We start from the raw sequence: 20,296 nt of genomic DNA on the forward strand, positions 1-20,296 counted from the left end.
TTTCTGCGGTGCAGCAATTAAAGCACTCGGCCGGGGTTGCAAGCAGATTCGTACCTATCGGTACGGATGCATCAGGCGCAAGGCTGCGGAGCCCGGGCGCAAGTGCAGCCGTTCCTTCGGAAACCCGGCAAAGGCTCGAATCCGTAGCGGCGCGCAGCGCCACGCCATCGGAGATCGAGCACTTCGTGATAAGACGGCGCGGGCGCGAGATTCCCGCAAATCGGGTGAGGATCGGGGCTGGGGGTTCATATCCCCGATCGTCATCCCGGAAGCCGATTTTCTTCAAATCTCGGATTTGAATAGAAAATCGAGCTGTCCGGGATCCACCGTGAGGCAAGCATCAAGCGGCGCGGTGGATCCCGGACTGAAGGCTTTCCAACGTAAAACCTCCGGTTTCCGGGACAGCCTGGGGCGTGAACGCATAAACGGCCGCTTCGGGGAAGGCGTCAACGGCCGAGACCGGGTGATTAGCTGACATTCGCTTCATCTCGATCCAAGTAGTTTCTCACGTGGCTTAAACAAACAATCTTCATCTGCCCCGTTGTATGGCCCGTAGAGGGGCATATTGACGACACAGGAACGATGATAGCAGTCCTCCGAAAATAAGACCTCTGCGCAAAACTCCGTCCGCCTACGGCGGGTACGCGAGTATATGTCATCGTATTCAACCGAAGTGTATACATACAGTTTCATTCTAGGGCCATATGCGGTCAACAACTTAGTAGGAATTACAATCGTTCCCGCTGCTTCACCATTAGGCCTTAAGTTGAAGTTCCTAATGATTGTGTTTTGTTTATCGTAACGATGATCTTTAGTCATAACTTTGTCGTGTAGATAATGCCCCGAGATAATGGACAAATTTCGCGCAGGCGTTGAACCAGAGTTCGTCCACCAAAACTCAAATTTCCAAGCGGAAACGGGCTCCTCGCTTTCCATCGGTATCTTTGTGACGTCGATACGATCGATGCCGACATAGGCTCTATATTGAAGGATAGCTTGAGCCTCTGCCCCTTTCCAAAGCTTTCTGGTTGCAAGCCAGAGCGCCACAGTCGAGAGGGCCAGCACTACAGTAAACGAAGCAAGGGGGTCCCAGAGCAGCGCGTCTCGCCAATGATCCGCCCATGTCTCGAAGCTATAGGAGCCGAAGCGGGGAACATTGGACAGGCCCACTCGACACTCCTTTTCGAAAGATCGTGATAGACGGCTAGGCGTGAAGTACCGCCCAACAATAGTGCCGCTGTGCATATGTCTGCAATGGCTGATAGCAGACCGGCGTGAATGTCTGTTTCCGGGGCGTTTCCTGCCCGTCCGCTTTTATGAGTTACGGCCTGACATCCGGGATGACGGAGGGGATACGAACCCGCCCCTTGCAATGTAGGATTTCGTCTGCTTGCCGCAGGCGGCCGAAATTACCGACCGCTCTTTCGCAATCGTCGAACCGATCGCGGCACGCGGGCCTGTCCGGCAGGTTCTGCCGGGAGTTATGTGCCGATGCGTATGCGCCGCGTGCACGCCGCGTTGGTGCCGCCTGTGGGGCGCGTCGGCGGCGCGCCAGTGTCGCGCGGGCGGCGCGTAGCAGGGGCGTCCCCGGCGCGCCGCACCGGGCTTCCGATGGGGATCCGGCGAAAACCGCGCCAGACCCGCAATTTTCGCAACTTCGACTGCCCGAATCAGCACCCGTCATCCCCGCGAAGGCGGGGACCTCAGGCGAAGGCGCGGGAGAGCAACCGCACGAGATTCCGGCTTGCGGCGGGATGACGTAAGAAACGGATGCCCCCGCAACGCGCCGCGACGGCTCTCAGCCTAATGATGCCCCGTCCCACCCGCCGGCCTGATCAGGAAATTCTGCATCATCCCGGTGTCCTCATGCGGCAGGATATGGCAGTGGAAGACCGTCTTTCCCGGCCAGCCGATGAAGCGCATCCGCACCACCACGGTCGTATCCTTGGCCACCCAGATCGTGTCCATGAACGTCCCCGGCGGCTGCATCACGCCGTTGATCGAGATGAGCTCGAACGAGATTTCGTGGATGTGGAAGGGGTGCCCCTCGGTGCCGCCATGATGCGCGCCTTCGACCACCAGATGCCATTCCTCGCAATCGCCGAGATTGACCACGGTCGGCACTGCGCTTTCGCCGTACTGCATGTTGTTGATCAGGAAATCGATCCCGACAAAGGGGTTGACCACCCCCGGGAAAGTGCCGCCGAATTCGATCGTGCGGATATTCTTGATCTCGGACGGCTTGATCAGCGGATAATAACGCGCGGCGGGCGGCAGCCTGGTCGGCAGCGCCATGTTGGTCGGGGTCCCGACCACTTCGATCTCGCAGATCACCTTTTGCGGGCTGGCGAGGAATTGCTGCGACTGGGCGAGCTGGAGGATGCGGTAGACGCCCGGCTTGCTGTTGCCCTTGATCAGGAATTCGGCGCGGTTGGCGGGGGACAGCATCACCTGACCGCCGCCGTCGGCGCCGTAGGGCGCGATCGTGCGCACCGCGTCGAAATTGACGCCGTCGAGCGCGATCAGATGCATGTCGTGCCCTTCGACGAGGATCGGCATCAGATTGTCCGAGCAGCCGTTGAGCATGCGGAAGCGCACCACTTCGCCCGGGCGCATGCGGATGCGCTGGGGCTTCAGCTGGCTCGGGGTCGGGCTGGTCGGGTTGGCATTGTCATGGACTTCCTTGAAGAAGGGCTGGCCGTTCATCAGGTAATAACGCAGCGCATAGTCCCCGGTGGTGAAACCGCCTTTCAATTTGGTCGGCTCGGCCTGCCCGGTCTTGGGATCGTAGATGGTGACGTTGCCGCCAAAGGTCTGCCAGATCGCGTTCTGCCTGGGCTCGTAGGTCCACAGATTGGGATCGGTGTCGCTCGGGAACAGGCCGACATCCTGGATCACCAGCGGGATGTCGCGCGCCGCCTTGATCTCGGGGACCTCGTCGATCTTGCCATAGACGATGATCGGGCCGGCCATCCCGGTGACCACCTGCACCGCGGTCGAGCCGTGATGGTGCGGATGGTACCAATAGAGCCCGGGCGGATGATCGTCGGGGATCTCGAAGCTGTAGTCGAGATGCTCGCCCGGCCCGATCCCGATCATCGGCGCGAGCGGGTCGCTGGTGCCGAGCGGCTGGAACAGATGCGGGATGACGTCCATGCCGTGGACGTGGAGGTTGGTGGTGTCGAGCTTGTGCGGGATATTGTGATTGCCGTTCCAGCCGCGCGAATCGTAGCGCGGGAGATCGTTCCTCACCCGGATCCGCATCGTCTCGCCGGGCCGGGTGGTGATCAGCGGCCCCGGCACCTGGCCGTTATAGGCGCGCAGCCGCACCTTGTTGCCGTCGAGGATCGTGTCCTTGAAGGCGCAGCGCAGCTCGAAGAAGTCGCCGCCGGCCCTGGCCGCCTGTTTTGCCGCCGCGGGGGCGAGCGTCGCCCCCGCCGCCGCTGCCGCCGTGACGCCCTTCAGCAGGTCGCGGCGCGATACCGGCCCCGGCATCAGCTGGGGTCCTTGCAGGGCTTGGGCGCCTTCGCCGTCGCGAACTGGCCATATTCCTGATACGCGACCTCGAGCTGGAGCGAGGTGTCGAGCGACATCGCGTTCGGATATTTGCCCCCGGGGAAGCTCTGCGGCGGGCGCGTCGTCTGGAAATAGGCGGCATTGTCGGCTGAATAGGCCTGGCACAGCCCGTCGAATCCGAACGAAGGCGGCACGTTGGTCCCCATCACCGACAGCGACCCCGGCTTCGCGGCATAGGCGCTGGCGTGGCACGACATGCACGAGGATTGCGGATTGTCGACGGGACCGGCGAGGCGGCCCTGGCAGCCCATATGCTGGAAGATGTCCATCTTCGGATTGGCGACAGATTGCTGGAGCGGCAGGCTGTCGCGCTTCGGCACCGCGGGGAAGGTCCATGGATCGGCGCCCCATTGCACCCCGAGCGGCATCAGCCGGTCCCAGAAGGTCGCGCCCTTGATCGTGCCGTTATAGGCATAGGTGCCATAGACCCAGCCGCTCGGCGAGCGCGGGTCGGTGACCGCGACGTCGATCTGGACGATGCGCGAGACCTGGACCTCGCGCTTGCACATATATTCCTTGGTGTTCGGGTTCTGGACGTGGCGATTGACGCGCCATTCGGGCGATCCGGCGAGGAAGGGCACGCAATCGACCGGGGCGTTGGTGGTGAGCACCTTGACCACCGTGGTGCCGGTCGGGAAGGGCAGCCCGTCGGGCATCGGCGAGCCCATATAGTCGACCACCCTCGGCACGCCGTCCCTGGGGATCGCCTTGCCGATCGCATAGCCGCCCTGCGGATTGTAATAGCCGACCGACCAGGTCTCGAACCCGCGCGGGTAGCGCTGCTTGCAGGCCGCAGTCATGTGCGGGAGGAAATGCGCGGCGCCGATCGAGTCCGCGTCGGGCGGCAGCGGCTTGCCGTCGGGGCCGATCAGATCCTCGAGCTCGGCGGTGCGCTCGTTGGTGGTGCCGTGGCGATATTCGCGGCCGACGCTGGGGTCGAAGGCCATCCACGGCACGTTGAACCAGCGGGTGCTGCCGCCGACATCGACGAGGAAGCCGACTTCGTCGCGCAGATTGGGATCCTGCCCCTGGCGGACATAGCGCAGGATCGAGGCGATATAGTCGGCCCATTTGCCCTGCGTCCAGGCGTGCGGCGTCTCCTTGGGCGGAAAAGCGGTGTCGAAGCTCACCGGGATGTTGAGCCAGTCGCACTCGGCGCAGGCGCCGGGCAGGGTCTTGGGGTAATCGTCGCTGAGCTTGAAGATCCGGCCGGGATTGGGCGGGGGCGTATCGGCCGAATTGCGGAAGGCGAACTGCGCGGCGGGCGCATTGCCACCGCCCTGTGCCTCGGCCTGCTTGCAACTCGTCGTGCCGACCGCGACGAGCCCGAACAGCGCGCCGAGCCCCGTGGCCCGGGCGAACCTGCGAAATACCTGCCCCATGGTCGTCCCCTGTTGTTGCGTCACGCCGATCGGGCGAGGCGCGTGGTCACATAATCGTAGAAACCCGGTTGGTCGGCGAAGCTGAGATAGACGTTGTGCGAGGGCCGCCCGGACCCTGGCGGCGCCGGCTGGAGCCAGCCTTGCTCGAAGCCCCATTGCACCACCTGCAACGGCGTCCGGCGCGGCGCCGCATAAAGTTCGGGCGCGTCGAGCCACACCGTCGAGGTGACGTTCCACATGTCGTAGAAGGGCTCGTCCGAGACGAGGCCGTATGCCTCGAAGGCGAATTGCGAGAAGCTGTACTGCGCGCCCTGCGCCTGCAGCGTCGCCATCAGCGCGGGGGTGACCGCCGCGGTATCGGTGATGTCCAGCGGGAATACGGCGATCTCGCCCAGATTGGCCAGCGCTTCGTCGGCGGCGAACGGATCCCAGAACACGTTCCACTCCGCATGCGGATTGGCGATGGTCGGGTCGATCGTCGACGGATCGAGATTGCCCTTCACGTCGAGCGCGCCGCCCATCCACGCAATCTGCCCGATCCCCTGCGCCAGCTCGGGCCGCGCGGCGAGCACTTCGGTGAGCGGCGTGAAGCCGGTGGTGAGCAGGACGGTGAGCGGCGTGCCCGTCTCGATCGCCGCCTCGAGCATTCCGGCCAGCAGATCGTCGCCCGAGGGCGGCGGCGTCGGCACGTTCGACTGGAACGGCGCGAGGATCGGAATGCCGCCGAGCCGGATGCAGTCGTCGCGATAGGGCCAGGGAAAGGGGTTCCAGCCGCGCGCCTTGCTCAGGCCCAGCGGGAGATCGGGCCTGCCCATGAACTGGTTGACCCGCGACGCGACTTCGATGCCGGGCTGCGGCACGCAATCGGCATTGGCGATGATCACGCCCTTCAAATCGAATTGCGGCATCGATTCGATGAGCAGCGTCGCGACGAAATCGTCGATCGCGGCGTCGTGGATGAAGACCAAAGGCGTCATCGTGTCGACGGTCGCAGGCATGGATGGGACTTCGGACATGTCGATCCCCCAAGCGCATCAATAGAGTTGTGCGTTGGACTCGACGTTATGCCAGTTATTGTTCCGGTGCAACTTGCGACGGTAAATATTCCATCAAGATTGAGTGGCATTTCCTTTTATTCGTTAAAACTTGCGAGTCGTCGCCGAAGTCAACCGGCGAAATGCGGAAACATGTTGCCGCCGGGCGGCTCGTGCGTTCATTTGTTTCGCACGTTCAGGAAAATCACCATGAAGCCGCTCACCGAAGCGCATCTCGCGATCCTCCGCCGCCACATGGTCGAAGTGATCGACATCGAATTCGATCTGCTGCGCGACGAGATCGGGCGGCCGGCGCCTTCGCCGCGCGTCCGCGACGCTTTGCTCGCCGTGCCGCGGCATTTGTTCGTGCCTTCGCAATTCGCCGCGCTCGCCTATCAGGACAGCCCGCTGCCGATCGGCTTCGACAAGACGATCTCACAGCCTTTCATCGTCGCGCTGATGACCGATCTGCTCGACCTCGAACCGGGCGACAGCGTGCTCGAAATAGGCACCGGGCTCGGCTATCAGACCGCGATCCTCGCCCGGCTGGTCGCGCGGGTGTGGAGCGTCGAGGTGGTCGAGGAATTCGCCGGCATCGCCGACGCGCGACTGGTCGAGCTGGGGCACGACAATGTCGCGATCCGCATCGGCGACGGCTCGCGCGGCTGGGCCGAGGTCGGACCGTTCGATGCGATCCTCGTCTGCGCGGCGGCGAAGACGCTTCCCGAGGCATTGGTCGCGCAACTCGACCCCGAAGGCGGCCGGCTGGTGATGCCGCTCGGCGAGCCCGGCGCGCAGCGGCTGGTGCGCGGTGTCCGCAACGGCGAGGAATTGACTCTCCGCGAAGTGATGGCGGTGCAATTCACCGAGCTCGAGACGGTCTAGCCGGCGCTGCCGCCACATTGGCGAAACAAGTCATCGCTTGACACCGCGGCCCCGGACGGGCGTTGAAGCGGGGCTATGGCAAAATCGGCTACCGACCTGATGCAGGAGATCCTGTTCTCCACCGTCCTCGATTCGATCGTGGCGCTGAAGGACGCGTCGAACGGGCTTCCCAACCCGTTGCTGCGCGAACTCAACAGCATCCATCCGAACACCACCTATGCCGATCTGCCGAAGGAAGTGCAGTCCGCGATCGCCACCAATGTCCGCTCGGCCTTCACGCGATTGCTCAAGGAAGGCTATTCGGTCGCCCCGCAAGGCGCCGAGCCGCGCCGTGGACCGCCGGCCGCGGCAACGCCGGTGCAGCGGGGCGAGCGCAGGCCGCCGCGCAGCGGAGGCCAGGGCCCGCGGCGCGGCCCCGGCGCCGGACCCGGCAACAAGCCGCGCCGGCCGTAACCTCGCTCCCATGGTGCTCCTGCGAAAGCAGGAGCCCAGGGCCGCAAGCGGTGCCCGTCGTAGCTCTGGGCTCCTGCTTTCGCAGGAGCACTGGTCTATTCAGCCGGGGTCGCGTGGATCTCGCCCGCGCCAGCCCAACCCAGCGCTGATCTCGCGCACCGTCTGCAGGACCTGCGGCGCGATTTCGCGCATCTTTTGCTCGTCGAGATACTGGACCGGACTGGCGACGCTCAGCGCCGCGACGATCGCGCCCGACGCATCGCGGATCGGTGCGGCGACCGAACGGATCGTATCGTCGCTGGTGCTGTGATGAAGCACCACGCCCGCCGCGACATGCCCGCGCATCTCATCGATCGCCGCCGCCCCGTCATCCTGTTCGGGCCGGGCCAGCATGAACAGCCGGGCCCAGGCAGCCGGCGTGTCGTCGAACATCAGCGCCTTGCCGAGCCCGGTATCGGCGAGCGCGCGCCGCGTTCCCGGACGCGTCGCCACCTCGATTCGCTGGCGGCCCATCGCGCGGTGGAGATGAAGCGCCACGTCGCCGTCGCGCGCGCCGATGAACACGCAGAGCCCGATCGCATCGCACAGCGTCTCCGCGCCGGCGCGGGCGAGGCCGAGCATGTCGATCTGTTCGCGTGCGAGGAAGCCGAGCTGGACGAGCTTGGGGCCGAGCGCGAGCTTGCCTTTGGGCAGCTTCTTCAGGAACCCGCGGTCGATCAGCGCGGCGGCCAGCCGCTGGGTGGTCGGAAAGGTCAGGTCGAGCCGGTCGGACACGTCGGCGACGCGCAGCGGCTCTCCGCTCAGTTGCTCGATGATGTCGAGGCCGCGCAGCAGCGTCTGGCTGCCGGCGCGTTCGCGCGGCATGTCGGCGGGATCGGCGTCGCTCATCCGCCGCAGGACTCGCGCACAATCAACTCGGTGGGCAAGCGCTTGCTCTCCTGATGGCCGTCTTTGTCCATGATTCGCGACACCAATAGCCGGCCTGCCGCGAACGTGTCCTGCCGCACGGTGCTGAGCGTCGGGGTGCTCAACCGGCTGAGCAGCATATCGTCATAGCCGACCACGGAAACGTCCTGCGGCACCGACTTGCCGCCGCGCCGCAGCGCCTGGATCGCGCCGAGCGCGATCAGATCGCTTGCCGCGACCACGCCGTCGAACGCCACGCCACGCCTTAACAGCCCGCTCACTGCGGCATAAGCCGATTCGAGCTCGAACTCGACCGGAACGATCAGGTCGGGATCGGCCTCGAGCCCGCTTTCGGCAAGCGCCTCCTGATAGCCGCGCCGCCGCTGCATCGCTTCGGGATCGCTGCCGCCGAGGAACAGGATCCGCCGCCGCCCGAGCCGCGCCAGATGGCGCGTGGCGCGCCCGCCGCCGAGCAGATTGTCCGAACCGATCGAGCAATAACGCTGCCCGGGCAATTGCGCGCCCCAGACCACGAAGCGGGCATTGGTCTCGGCCAGCCGGTTGAACTCTTCGTGGAGCATGCTCTGGCCGAGGAAGATCAGGCCGTCCGCACGGCTGGTGGTCGCCGCGACGATCAGATCGTCGAAGCTGGTGGGCGACGTATGGCTGACGGTGAAGTCGCAGTCGCGCTCGCGCGCCGCCTCGCCGATATTGGCCAGCAATTCGAGGAAGAAGGGATGCGACAGCGGCAGCGGCCGCCCGCGCATCACCGGGGTGACGATCGCGATCGATCCCACCGCGCCGATCGGTCCCGCGGGCATGGTCGGCTTGAACGGATAGTCATGATCGCGCGCCAGCGCCCAGACGCGCTGCTTGGTGCGGGTGCTGATCAGCGGATGATCGTTGAGCGCGCGCGACACCGTCGACACCGACACGCCGGCCAGCGTCGCCAGATCCTGCAGGGTGGTATTGTTGTTGCTATTGCTACCCATCGGACCCAGACTGACGGCAGTGCCGAACACGGCCTTAGTAGCGCATCGTGAGGGGGACTTTGCAAGCGATCAGAAAGCGATCGGCCCGCGCCGGCGGTTCGGATCGCGTCGCCCGAGGGCGTCCCGCCGTCTGGCACCTCTGGAATATGTGCATCGGCCTGTTCGGCGTGCAGATCGTCTGGGGCCTGCAGAACGTCAACACCAGCCGGATATTCCAGACGCTCGGCGCCGATGTCGACGAGCTCGCCCTGTTGTGGATCGCGGCGCCGATCACCGGACTGCTGGTCCAGCCCGTCGTCGGGCATCTGAGCGACCGGACCTGGGGCCGGCTGGGGCGACGGCGGCCCTATATTCTCGCGGGCGCCCTGCTCACCGCGCTGGCGCTGCTGGCGATGCCGAGCGTGACCACCTTGTGGTCGGCCTGTGTCATGCTGTGGGTGCTCACCGCCTCGATCAACATCGCGATGGAGCCGTTTCGCGCGCTGGTGGCGGATACCTTGCCCGAGCCGCAGCGCACTTCGGCCTTCGCGCTGCAGGTGTTCTTCATCGGCGCGGGCGCGGTGTTCGCCTCGGCGCTGCCATGGATGCTGACCAACTGGTTCGGCGTGCGGGGAGGGGGCGATACCGTCGCCGCAGCCTATGCCACCGGCGCGGTGCTGCTGCTGGTGACGGTCGGCTGGTCGGTGGCGACCACCTCGGAGCGCCCGCCTGAGGCATTGGCTGCCGGCCCCGCCGATATCGCGCATCCCGAGGCGCCGAGCGAACGCGGCGCTGCCGCCTTGCTCTGGAGTGGCGTCGGCTGGACATCGGGCGGGGCCTTGATCGCGGCGCTCACCCTGGTGTTGCAGCCGCCGCGCGAGCTCTATCTGATCGCGGGGATCGCGGCGGTGTTCGGGCTGCTACAGCTGGCTGCGGTGGCGCTGCGCCGGAGCGGGCGCACCTCGATCGGCATGGTCGTGATCGTCGAGGACATCCTCCACATGCCGCTGGTGCTCAAGCGGCTGGCGCTGGTCCAGTTCTTCACCTGGTTCGGGATGTTCGCGCTCTGGGTCTATGCGATTCCGGCGGTCGCCGCGCTCGATCCGGTCAGTCGTGATCCCGCCTCGCCCGGCTATGCCCGCAGCGCCGACTGGGTCGGCATGTTGTTCGCGGAGTATAACGCCGTCGCCGCACTGGTCGCGCTGGTGCTCCCCGCGATCGCCCGCCGGGTGGGCCGCCGCGCCTGTCACGCCTTGTGCCTGACCTGCGGCGCACTGGGGCTGCTTGGTTTCGCGACCTTCGCGCGGGCCGGCGATCTCTGGCTGCCGGCGATCGGAATCGGCGTGGCCTGGGCGGCGATCCTGTCCTTGCCCTATGCGATGCTGTCGGACGGCGTCCCGGCGCGGAAGATGGGCGTCTATATGGGCATTCACAACATCTTCATCGTGCTGCCCCAGCTCGTTGCCGCCGCTACGCTCGGCGCGTTGGTGCGGATCCCGTTCGGCGGCGCTCCCGGTGGAGCTCTGACCGGCGCCGCGGTGGCGCTGGCGATAGGTGCCTGTTTGGCGCTCACCATTCCAAGGGCGTCGCCCGTCTAATGCAACATTGCATAAAAGTTTTCGAGATGAGGGTGGCGTGCAAGGGATTGCGCTCTAGAGGAAGGCGCAAAATAGCCACTTGCAAGTTGTGCAAACTTACGCAATTTAATGCAACCGAGAGGGGCAGCGCTGAGCTGTGCCCGAACCGCATCCGCGAAAAGCGGAGCACATGGGGAGGTATGCATGACGGACAATCTTTCGACGCGTCGGTTCCGCGCGCTGCAGGGCGGCGTTTCGCTCTGCGCGCTGATCGCATTCGGCGCCGTATCGGCCGCGCAGGCGCAGACCCAGCCGGAAACGGCACAGGTCGAGGGCGATGCCACGCAGGAAGGGGGCGACATCGTCGTGGTCGGCGTGCGCGCCGCGCTCGATACCTCGCAGAACATCAAGAAGAATTCCGACACCTTCGTCGACTCGATCACCGCCACCGACATCGGCGCCTTCCCGGACAAGTCGGCGGCCGAGGCGCTCCAGCGCGTGCCCGGCATCACCGTGAGCCGGCTCCAGTCCGCCGACGACAGCACTCACCCGTCGGGCGAGCCCACGGGCGTGCTGATCCGCGGGCTCACCCAGGTGCGCACCGAGTTCAACGGGCGCGACAGCTTCTCGGCCGATTCGGCGCGCGGGCTCCAGTTCAACGACGTTTCGCCCGAATTGCTGGCCGGCGTCGACGCCTACAAGAACCAGACCGCCGAGATGATCGAGGGCGGGCTGGCCGGCACGGTCAATCTGCGCACGCGCCTGCCGTTCGACCAGAAGGGGCTGCTGGTCACCGGCAATTTCCGGATGAACTATGGCGACCGCTCGGACCGCTGGACCCCCGAATTCTCGGGGCTGATCAGCAACGTCTTCGAGACCCCGATCGGTCGCTTCGGCCTGCTCGCCAGCTATGCCGAGAGCAAGGTGGTCACGCGCACCGAGAGCGTGATCATGGACAAGATCGACACTTATTGCAGCGCCGGTTTCGGCACCGCGACCGCGGGCACGGTGAATTCGGACGGCAGCGTCGCCTGCGCCGCCAATCCCTTCGGCGGCACGGGCTTCCGCTACGCGCCCGACGGCATCCGCTATTCGGAAGTGGATTATGACCGCAAGCGCCGCGGCATCGCGCTCGCCGCGCAATATGAGAATAATGGCGGGACCGTCCGCGCGACGCTGCAATATGTCGACTCGCACTATCGCAACGCATGGTTCGAGCGCGCCAGCCACACGATCCTCGACGGCAATTATTTCGGCACGCCGGCCTTCAATCCGCGCACCTCGACCAATCTCGGGCCGGCGGACGGCTCGGGCGCTCTGGTGTTCGGTTCGAACGGGATGCTCCAGTCGGGCGTTCTGACCCAGGGACATGGCAGCTTCAGCGGCACCTGGGAGAGCACTCAGGCCGCGATCAATGCCGGGTCGGCCATCCCCGGCGTGCCCTTCGTCAACAATTGCGCCGCGCCGTCGGTCTGCACCACGCTGCGCGACGGTCTGTATCTGCAGAACGAGGCGCGCAATTTCGCGCATCGCGAGGGCACGCGCGACTTTTCCGGCAATCTCAAATGGGACGTGTCGGACCAGCTGCACGCCAATTTCGACGTGCAATATATCGACGCATCGACCTATAATAACGACATCCTGGTCGCCGCCGGATCGATGGCGAATTTCCAGTACAGCACCAACGAAGACGGCACCCCTCAGGTCGCACTGTTGCCGGGTTCGAACGTCAATTATGCCGCGGGCGGTCTCGCCAACCCGCACAATTACTGGATCCCGTTCATCCAGGGCCATGTCGAGGACAATGACGCCAACGAATTGGCGCTGCGCGGCGACCTCGAATATGAATTCGGCGGGGACGGCTGGTTCGACTCGGTCAAGGCCGGCGTGCGCTATGCCGACCGCAAGCAGAATGTCCGCTATTCGACGTTCAACTGGACGCCGATCGCCGCGAACTGGAACTGCAACGGCCCGGGATTCAACGCCGACAACACCACCGGCGGCGCCTATCCCACCAATAGCGGCAATTGCGCGGGCAATACCGGGCATCCCGACTTCAAGGGCTATGGCGCCGGGATCTGGGAATCCTATTCGATGGGCGAATTCTATGACGGGAAGGTTTTCCCGAATGGGCCGCTCGTCTTCCTCAACCGCGACACGCTGAAGGATTTCGGCAAGCTGATCGGCGCGCTGGGCGGTGCGGCCACCAATTCTCCCGTCGGGACCGGCTACACCGCGATCTGCGACCGGCCCGAGGCGACGGTCGACGACTGCTTTACTCCGGGCGAAGTGCTCAAGGTTCGCGAGCAGACCGAGGCGGCGTATCTGATGCTGCGCTTCGGCGGCGACGACAAGACGATCGGCGGGATGAGCGTGGTCGGCAATGTCGGCCTGCGCGTGGTCCGGACGCGCGAGACCAGCGAAGGCAGTCTCGCCTTTCCGGCGAGCAACATCTTCGACAATCTGCCGGCTTGCGGCACCCCGCTGAGCGGCAACAACATCGTCAATCCGAGCTGCTATCTCACGCCGCAGATCCGCGCCTTCGCCAATGGCGGCTTCACGCCCGACACCTACAAGGCATCGAGCACCGAATGGCTGCCGAGCTTCAATGTCCGGTTCGGGCTCGACGACAGGAGCTTCCTCCGCTTCGCTTATTCACGGGCGATGTCGCGTCCCGATATCGGCTTCCTGCGCAACACCGTTGCGATCAATGCGCCGATCCTCAACACCACCCCGGACTCGCCGTACATCGTCTATAATTCGCCGACCGCGGCGCACACCGCGGCGAACGTCACCGGCTATAATTTCGTGTTCCAGGCCAATGCCGGCAATGCCGCGCTCCAGCCGATCACCGCCGACCAGTTCGACCTGTCGTTCGAGCATTATATGGGTCGCAGCAGCTCGTTCACGCTCACCGGCTTTTACAAGAAGCTCAACGGCAGCATCAGCTTCGGCCAGTTTGCGCGCAGCTTCACCAACAACGGGTCGACCCAGACCGTGCAGATCCTCGGGCCGGCCAATTCGGAGGACGGCGGGAAGCTGATGGGCGTCGAGGCGGGGTTCCAGACCTTCTTCGATTTCCTGCCGGGACTGCTCAGCGGCCTCGGCACGCAGCTGAACTACACCTATGTCCACCAGTCGGACATCGACAACTCGAACCTGCTCAATGCTTCGTCGAGCGCCAATCTCGGCGCGGTCGGCGCGGGGCAGCCGGCGCTGGGCGGCGCCGGATCGGTGATCGACTCGCACCAGTTGGCCGGCATCTCGAAGCATACGTTCAATGCGGTCGCGCTCTACGAGAAGGGCCCGGTGGGCTTTCGCCTCGCCTATAATTGGCGCTCGCGCTACCTGACCCAGAATCTCGATTGCTGCATCGGCCTGCCGGTGTTCCAGAAGGCTGCGGGCTATCTCGACGGATCGCTGCGGCTTTCGGTCAACCGCTTCCTCGAATTGTCGGTCGACGCGTCGAACCTGCTCAATACGAAGAGCGTGTACCAGCAGCAGATCTTCGGCGACTCTCCGGCAACCCCGGGCGCGCGGCCGGTCTATCTCGACTCGGCGTGGAGCCGTGTCGATCGCCGTTTCCAGTTCGGCGTCCGCGCCAAGTTCTGAGGACCCTCCTTCGCGCCGCCGCGATTACCCCGGCGGCGGCGCGTCCTTTTTCGGGCCCAGCAAAGGAATTCCCATGCATTTTTGCCGTGCTGCCGTCTCGCTCGCCGTCCTCGCGCAGGGCATTGCCGCGGCCGAGGCGCGCGAATGCGCGCAGTCGCCGGGCAAAGCGATCGAACTCTGCGTCGAGGTCCGCGACGGCCGGGCGACCTACGCAGTCAGCCGCCGCGGCACGCCGGTGCTGGCGCCGGGCGAATTGGGCCTCAGCTTTCAGGGCGAGCAGATCGCGCGCTTCGCCGCGCTCGCCAATCCGCGCCGCAAGTCGGTCGACACCGATTGGGAGCAGCCCTGGGGCGAGCAGCGCGTGATCCGCGACCGGCACAACGAATTGACCGTCACGCTGAGTGGAGACACGCCGCTCAACCGCGCGGTCGACGTCACTTTCCGCATCTTCGACGACGGCATCGGCCTGCGCTACGGCTATGGCGCCATCGCGGCCGGGCAGGCAGTCAAGGTCGCTGCTGACCGCACCCAGTTCCGCCCCGTCGGGCGGCAGCAAGCCTGGTGGTATCAGGCGCTCGGCCAGGAGCGCGACGAATATCTCTACACTCAGACCGACGCCCGCCGGATCACCCTCGCCGAGACGCCGCTGACGCTGAAGGGCGACAACGGCGTCTATCTGTCGTTCCACGAAGCGGCGTTGGTCGACTTTCCCAGCATGCTGCTCGCCGGCAGTGGTACGGGAACGCTCACTGCCTCGCTGATGCCGGCACCCGACGGCAGTGCCGCGGAGAAGACCGGGCCGTTCACCACGCCGTGGCGGACGGTGTTGATCGGCGATTCCCCCGCGGCGCTGGCCGACAGCAGGATCGAGCTCAATCTCAACGAGCCCAACAGGCTGGGCGACGTTTCGTGGTTCAAGCCCGGCAAATATGTCGGGATCTGGTGGGAGATGCACCTCAACCACTCGACCTGGGGCAGCGGCTGGCGCCATGGCGCCAACACCGCCAATGTGAAACGTTATATCGACTTCGCCGCGAAGAACGGCTTCGGCGGGGTGCTCGTCGAAGGCTGGAACCAGGGCTGGGACGGCGACTGGATCGCCAATGGCGAGAAGTTCAGCTTCACGCGCGCCTATCCCGATTTCGATGCGCCGGCGCTTGCGGCCTATGCGCGCCCTAAGGGGGTCCGGCTGATCGGGCACAACGAGACCGCCGGTGCGGTCGAGAATTACGAGGCGCAACTCGAGGATGCGATGGCGATGTACGCCGCGCTCGGCGTCGGCGTGGTCAAGACCGGCTATGTCCGCCACAGCGGCGAGATCGTCGATGCCCAGGGCGGCAAGCAATGGTTCGCCGGCCAATATATGGTGCGCCACCATCTCCGCGTCGTCGAGACCGCGGCGAAGCATCGCATCGCGATCGACGCGCACGAACCGGTCAAGGACACCGGCCTGCGGCGCACCTGGCCGAACATGGTCAGCCGCGAAGGCGCGCGCGGGCAGGAGTTCAACGCCTGGGGGGTGCCGACCAACCCGCCCGAGCATCTCACCATATTGCCGTTCACCCGGATGCTGGCCGGGCCGATGGATTTCACCCCCGGCATCTTCGATCTCGCGCATGGCCAGACCGAGCTGACCCGCCGGGTCCAGTCGACTTTGGCGACTCAGCTCGCCGAATATGTCGTGCTCTATTCGCCGGTGCAGATGGCCGCGGACTTGCCCGAAAATTACGAGGCGCGGCCCGATGCCTTCCAGTTCATCAAGGACGTGCCGACCGACTGGGAACAGTCGCGCACCCTCCAGGCCGAGATCGGCGATTATGTCGTCGTCGCGCGACAGGAGCGGGGTGGCGAGGACTGGTATCTCGGCGCGATCACCGACGAGAACGCCCGTGCGCTGCGCCAGCCACTCAGCTTCCTCGCGCCGGGCGTGCGCTACGAAGCGCAAATCTATGCCGATGGCCCGCAGGCCGATTACCGCACCAATCCGCAGGCTTACAGAATTGAGAAGCGCGTGGTGACGCGCGTGGATGTGCTCGACCTTGCGCTCGCGCCCGGCGGGGGTACGGCGATCCGCTTTCGACGGATCCGCTGATCGGGCGACCCGCGCCCGCGAGGGGGAAAAATATCCTCCGGCCGAAGCCGGAGGAGGAGGGGGCAGGGGTTAGAAGCTCAGCGCCGCGCTGAAACGGAACGAGCGGCCGAGGATCGGTCGGGCGAGGATTGGGCCCTGGCCCTGCCCGCCGATGATCCGCGGATTGCCTTCGGTGAGGCCGATCTCGTTGGTGAGATTGTTGCCCGTCACCTGCAGCTTCACCCGTTCGCTGACATCGACCGAAACGCCGGCATCGAGCTGGTAGAAGTGCGGCAGCAGCTGTGCATTCTCGGGGTCGGAATAGCGATCGCCGGTATATTGCAGCGTCGCGAACACCGACGGCTTGACCGTGCCGAGATCGACTTCATAGGCCGGCGTCACGCGCCACGCCCAGCGCGGCTGGCGCTGGACCTGGTTGCCGGTGTTGTCGGTCGTCCCGCCGCCGGTGAAGAAGTCCTCATAGGTCGCGTCGAGCCAGGTTCCGGCTGCGGAGATGCTGAAGCCGGGGAAAGGCCGAACCGCCCCCTCGAGTTCGACGCCGGTCGCCTTGGCGCCGCCGATCTGGCTGAGCGGCACGTTGTTGACCAGCTGGGTGGTCGCGAGCCCGTCGAACTTGTTGTGGAACAAGGTGGCGTAGAGGTTGAGCCACGGCATCGAGACCTTGAGCCCGCCTTCATAGGTCTCGACCTCGGCAGTGACGGCCAGGCCGGTATCACTGGCGATGTCCGCATCCGAGGCATCGCGCAGATTGTCGAATTGCGGGAAGCTGTTGCCGCGGCTGTAGCGCGCGAAGACGCCGATCTGGCCGGTGAGGTCGTAATTGACGCCTGCTGTCCACGACCAGGCCGAATCCGAATAGTCGATCAGGCGCGGCCCGCCGAGTATCGAGACCGAATTGTCGTAGAGCGTGGCGGCGTTGCCATCGAGATCGACTGTTCCGCCCGGCGTGCGGATCGTCGCGTCGACCACGTGGCGCTGCCAGCGCACGCCGCCGTCGATGCGCAGTTCGGGGGTGAGCTGGAACTCGTCGACTGCGTAGAAGGCAGTGTCGCTGCCTTCGTAATGCGCGCGCACCTGGAAGCCGGGGCCGCTGGTAAAGCCGTTGAGCGTCGCCGCGCGGCCGCCGTTGAGCGTCAGGTTGAGCAGCCGGGCATTGGGCTCGGCGGCGAGCAGCACCTGATTGCCGAGCGTCCAGTTATCGTAGGACGTGTAATTGGCGTAATAGAAGCCGCCGGTGAGCTTGTTGTTGCCCGACGTCCATTCGATCGCCGAATCGGACACGAACGAGCTGATCTTCTTGCGCACTTCCCAGATGCCGGCGCGCATCACCTGGGCATCGGCGCCGCCCGCAACCGCGCCGCCGCCATTGACATAGGTCAGGCTCGAAACCGTCGAGCCGGCGCCGCCCAGCGTGGTGGCGAGCGCCGAAGCGGCAGCGGGCGGACCCTCCGGCACCAGCCCGATCGTGTCGGCGTTGCCGCCGAGATAGGCGGTGCGCTCGCGCAGGCGGAGCCCGTCGGCGATTTCGTAATCGAAGGTGATGCCGCTGTTGAATATCTTGGCACCGCGTCCTTCGGCGAGATCGACCCGGCGCCCGACGAGATTGGTGGTCACCTGCGTCTCGCGGCCGGCGAGCACGCCGGTGCCCGCGTCGAAGCCGGGATAGGCGCTGATCTCGCCATTGGTCGACACCACCGGGATCGGCAGCAGCCATTGGCCGCGATCGTCGAGATAGCGCGCATAGATCTCGACCGAGCCGCGCCCGCCGAAATCATGATGGACATTGGCGGTGATCTGGCCGCCTTTCTCGGCGCGGAACTGCGGATCGCGAATGCCGTTGCCCTGGGCATAATAGCCGCCGACCATGAAGCCGGTGTCTTCGTTGAGCGGACCCGAGATCCATGCATCGCCGCGAATCTCGCCGAAATCGGTGTAGGAGACTTTCGCGAGGCCGTGGAAGTCGGCCCCGCCGGTGCGCGGCACGACGTTGACGGTGAGGCCGGGCTGGCCGTTCGAGAAGAGCGAGCCGGTGCCGCCGCGAACCGCCTCGACTCGCTGCACCGTCTCGTCGAGCCGGATCAGCTGCGAATTCTCGAGGAAGGAGAGGGTGGAAGGCGGGAAGACCGGCACGCCGGCGAGCTGGAAGGTGACGAATTGCGCGTCGCCGCCCGAGGGATAGCCGCGCACGAAGATGTTGGCGCCGTTCTGGCCGCCCGAGCTCTCCGCCATCACGCCGGGAACGGTGCGCAGCAGATCGGCGGTGCTGTTGGGCGCGGCGCGCTCGATCGCGTCGCTCGACAAGGTGGTGACCGCGAAAGCCGCATCCTGGCGGCGCGTGCCGCCGCCGGCGGTGCCGACGACGACGATGTCCTCGCCGCTGACGGTCTGGTCGGCCGCATCGGGCGAGTCGCCCTCGGCGCGCTGGCTCGAATCGCTGGCCGCGGCGCCGGTATCGGGCGCGTCCTGCGCCTGGACGGCGGACGCGGCGAGCGCGAACGGTGCGGCGCTGAGCATCAGAAATGCGGTGCGAAGCATGGTAACCTCCCCTGAAAATAGCGGGCACGCTTGCCTCGCTTTGGTAAATGCTATGCAATTATGAAATGCTTTTCAAGACGGCAGCGTCACGATGCCGTCGCGGCGCTTGCTGCGGGGTGGGCGGATCGCCTACCACCGGGGAATGAGCGGGGGCACGATCAAGGGACGGCGGAGTCGCGAAGGCGGCTCGGACAGGCTGACGATGCAGGATATCGCGCGGCTCGCCGAAGTGTCGACGCCCACCGTCTCGCGGGTGCTCAACGGCAGCCCGCTGGTGACCGAGGAGACGCGCGAGCGCGTGCTCGAGATCGCCCGGGCGCACGGCTATGCGGTCAATCGCAACGCCCAGAAATTGCGCCACGCGCGTACCAACACCGTCGCGGTGATGCTCGATTTCGGGTCGCATCGGCATGGCGCGATCGGCGATCCGTTCATCTTCGAATTGCTCGCCGGCGTCTCCGAGGCATTGTCGGTGCGCAACCAGGACCTTTTGCTGTCGCCCCCGGGGCTCGACGATGTCCGTGCTTTTCGCGATTTCCACCGCGCCCGCGGCGCCGACGGCTTCATCGTCCTCGGCCAGGGGACGCGCGACGCGATGCTGCGCGCGCTCGGCAAGCACGACATTCCGCTGGTCGTCTGGGGCGCTGTCTCGCCCGAGGCCGGCTATTGTGCGGTCGGCAGCGACAATCTCGGCGGCGGCCGGCTGGCCGGCGAGCATTTCGTCGCCAACCGCCGCCGCCGCTGGCTGTTCGTCGGCGACATCCGCCATGAGGAATTGCGCTTGCGCTATGAGGGCCTCAAGCTCGCGGCGCAGGGCATGCGGGGCGTCTCGATCGACCTGCTGCCGATCGCCTCGATGGCGTTCACCGTCACTGCCGAGACGGTCGCTTCCTATCTCGCCGGCGTGGCGCCGCCCGACGCGGTGTTCGCCTTTTCGGATACTGCCGCGATGGCCGTGATCGGCGCCTTCCGCGATCGCGGGCTGACGGCCCCCCGCGATTACTCGCTCGTCGGCTACAACAACATCCCGCCGGCCGCGCATTTCAGCCCGGCGATCACCACGATCGATCAGAAGACCGATGTCGCCGGCGCGCTTCTGGTCGAGAAATTGATGGAGCAGGTCGAGGGCGATCGGCCCGCCTCGGTCGTGCTGCCGACCCGGATGGTCAAGCGCGACACCTGAGCGGGGCTCTCCGCGAAGCCGTCGCGCATTATTCTTGAAATCGTTATCAAAGCTCCGCTATCTCCAACCGCACTGGCATGAGGAGCGAGC

13 protein-coding genes are annotated in these 20,296 nt (G+C 65.5%); 6 read left to right on the top strand and 7 right to left on the bottom strand.

What is annotated here, in order from left to right; genetic code table 11:
* Nucleotides 1–483 precede the first annotated feature (483 nt).
* From Q9Q95_RS04785 to Q9Q95_RS04800, 4 genes are all read right to left on the bottom strand, one after another.
* A complete protein-coding gene (locus Q9Q95_RS04785; protein ID WP_306094437.1) occupies nt 484–1,170 on the bottom strand; it encodes a hypothetical protein in 687 nt (228 codons plus the stop codon).
* Nucleotides 1,171–1,803: 633 nt separating this feature from the next.
* Nucleotides 1,804–3,495 carry a multicopper oxidase family protein gene (locus Q9Q95_RS04790; RefSeq protein ID WP_306094439.1) on the bottom strand — a complete coding sequence of 564 codons (1,692 nt, stop codon included), beginning with the start codon at nt 3,493–3,495 and terminating at the stop codon, nt 1,804–1,806.
* Nucleotides 3,495–4,958, bottom strand: coding sequence for a hypothetical protein (locus Q9Q95_RS04795; RefSeq protein ID WP_306094441.1), 1,464 nt, complete (start codon nt 4,956–4,958; stop codon nt 3,495–3,497). Before Q9Q95_RS04795 ends, Q9Q95_RS04790 begins: the two co-directional genes overlap by 1 nt.
* 20 nt (nt 4,959–4,978) lie before the next feature.
* On the bottom strand, nt 4,979–5,974 hold the full coding sequence (locus Q9Q95_RS04800) for a nucleoside hydrolase (protein WP_306094442.1): 996 nt from the start codon (nt 5,972–5,974) through the stop codon (nt 4,979–4,981).
* Nucleotides 5,975–6,202: 228 nt separating this feature from the next.
* Here Q9Q95_RS04800 and Q9Q95_RS04805 point away from each other — a divergent pair, with 228 nt between their 5' ends.
* Together Q9Q95_RS04805 and Q9Q95_RS04810 are read left to right on the top strand one after the other, a co-directional pair.
* Nucleotides 6,203–6,877: a protein-L-isoaspartate(D-aspartate) O-methyltransferase gene (locus Q9Q95_RS04805; RefSeq protein WP_306094444.1), complete on the top strand. Its 675-nt coding sequence runs from the start codon at nt 6,203–6,205 to the stop codon at nt 6,875–6,877.
* A 75-nt stretch (nt 6,878–6,952) separates the two neighbouring features.
* Entirely contained in the window at nt 6,953–7,330 is a 378-nt protein-coding gene (locus Q9Q95_RS04810) for a hypothetical protein (RefSeq protein WP_306094446.1), read from the top strand.
* Nucleotides 7,331–7,429: 99 nt separating this feature from the next.
* On the opposite strand, the gene Q9Q95_RS04815 is transcribed toward Q9Q95_RS04810, so the two are convergent.
* The gene (locus tag Q9Q95_RS04815) at nt 7,430–8,218 is read right to left on the bottom strand and encodes an IclR family transcriptional regulator (RefSeq protein ID WP_306094448.1); all 789 of its coding nucleotides are present in this window, start codon (nt 8,216–8,218) and stop codon (nt 7,430–7,432) included.
* Nucleotides 8,215–9,228 carry a LacI family DNA-binding transcriptional regulator gene (locus tag Q9Q95_RS04820; RefSeq protein ID WP_306094450.1) on the bottom strand — a complete coding sequence of 338 codons (1,014 nt, stop codon included), beginning with the start codon at nt 9,226–9,228 and terminating at the stop codon, nt 8,215–8,217. Before Q9Q95_RS04820 ends, Q9Q95_RS04815 begins: the two co-directional genes overlap by 4 nt.
* A gap of 146 nt (nt 9,229–9,374) precedes the next feature.
* On the opposite strand from Q9Q95_RS04820, the gene Q9Q95_RS04825 reads away from it, so the two are divergent.
* The 3 genes from Q9Q95_RS04825 to Q9Q95_RS04835 all read left to right on the top strand — a co-directional run bounded on the left by Q9Q95_RS04825 (nt 9,375) and on the right by Q9Q95_RS04835 (nt 16,488).
* Nucleotides 9,375–10,805, top strand: a complete 1,431-nt coding sequence (locus Q9Q95_RS04825) for an MFS transporter (protein ID WP_306094452.1) — start codon at nt 9,375–9,377, stop codon at nt 10,803–10,805.
* A 183-nt stretch (nt 10,806–10,988) separates the two neighbouring features.
* Entirely contained in the window at nt 10,989–14,396 is a 3,408-nt protein-coding gene (locus Q9Q95_RS04830; RefSeq protein ID WP_306094453.1) for a TonB-dependent receptor, read from the top strand.
* Between the two features lie 73 nt (nt 14,397–14,469).
* Complete coding sequence (locus tag Q9Q95_RS04835; RefSeq protein ID WP_306094455.1) at nt 14,470–16,488, top strand: glycoside hydrolase family 97 protein; 2,019 nt, start codon at nt 14,470–14,472, stop codon at nt 16,486–16,488.
* Between the two features lie 69 nt (nt 16,489–16,557).
* Here the strand turns inward: Q9Q95_RS04835 and Q9Q95_RS04840 are convergent, their stop codons facing one another.
* Nucleotides 16,558–19,023 carry a TonB-dependent receptor gene (locus tag Q9Q95_RS04840; protein WP_306094457.1) on the bottom strand — a complete coding sequence of 822 codons (2,466 nt, stop codon included), beginning with the start codon at nt 19,021–19,023 and terminating at the stop codon, nt 16,558–16,560.
* 91 nt (nt 19,024–19,114) lie between these two features.
* Between Q9Q95_RS04840 and Q9Q95_RS04845 the strand changes: the two genes are divergently transcribed.
* Nucleotides 19,115–20,206, top strand: coding sequence for a LacI family DNA-binding transcriptional regulator (locus Q9Q95_RS04845; RefSeq protein ID WP_306094459.1), 1,092 nt, complete (start codon nt 19,115–19,117; stop codon nt 20,204–20,206).
* Nucleotides 20,207–20,296: the final 90 nt, after the last annotated feature.

Origin of the sequence: Sphingomonas sp. DG1-23, from assembly GCF_030730875.1 — a bacterium.
Lineage (GTDB): Bacteria > Pseudomonadota > Alphaproteobacteria > Sphingomonadales > Sphingomonadaceae > Sphingomonas.

What these genes read in the sequence shown, in the direction of transcription:
- Q9Q95_RS04790 (WP_306094439.1), bottom strand. Translation starts at nt 3,495, where the DNA reads ATGCCGGGGCCGGTATCGCGCCGCGACCTGCTGAAGGGCGTCACGGCG.
- Q9Q95_RS04795 (WP_306094441.1), bottom strand. Translation starts at nt 4,958, where the DNA reads ATGGGGCAGGTATTTCGCAGGTTCGCCCGGGCCACGGGGCTCGGCGCG.
- Q9Q95_RS04800 (WP_306094442.1), bottom strand. Translation starts at nt 5,974, where the DNA reads ATGTCCGAAGTCCCATCCATGCCTGCGACCGTCGACACGATGACGCCT.
- Q9Q95_RS04805 (WP_306094444.1), top strand. Translation starts at nt 6,203, where the DNA reads ATGAAGCCGCTCACCGAAGCGCATCTCGCGATCCTCCGCCGCCACATG.
- Q9Q95_RS04810 (WP_306094446.1), top strand. Translation starts at nt 6,953, where the DNA reads ATGGCAAAATCGGCTACCGACCTGATGCAGGAGATCCTGTTCTCCACC.
- Q9Q95_RS04815 (WP_306094448.1), bottom strand. Translation starts at nt 8,218, where the DNA reads ATGAGCGACGCCGATCCCGCCGACATGCCGCGCGAACGCGCCGGCAGC.
- Q9Q95_RS04820 (WP_306094450.1), bottom strand. Translation starts at nt 9,228, where the DNA reads ATGGGTAGCAATAGCAACAACAATACCACCCTGCAGGATCTGGCGACG.
- Q9Q95_RS04825 (WP_306094452.1), top strand. Translation starts at nt 9,375, where the DNA reads ATGTGCATCGGCCTGTTCGGCGTGCAGATCGTCTGGGGCCTGCAGAAC.
- Q9Q95_RS04830 (WP_306094453.1), top strand. Translation starts at nt 10,989, where the DNA reads ATGACGGACAATCTTTCGACGCGTCGGTTCCGCGCGCTGCAGGGCGGC.
- Q9Q95_RS04835 (WP_306094455.1), top strand. Translation starts at nt 14,470, where the DNA reads ATGCATTTTTGCCGTGCTGCCGTCTCGCTCGCCGTCCTCGCGCAGGGC.
- Q9Q95_RS04840 (WP_306094457.1), bottom strand. Translation starts at nt 19,023, where the DNA reads ATGCTTCGCACCGCATTTCTGATGCTCAGCGCCGCACCGTTCGCGCTC.
- Q9Q95_RS04845 (WP_306094459.1), top strand. Translation starts at nt 19,115, where the DNA reads ATGCCGTCGCGGCGCTTGCTGCGGGGTGGGCGGATCGCCTACCACCGG.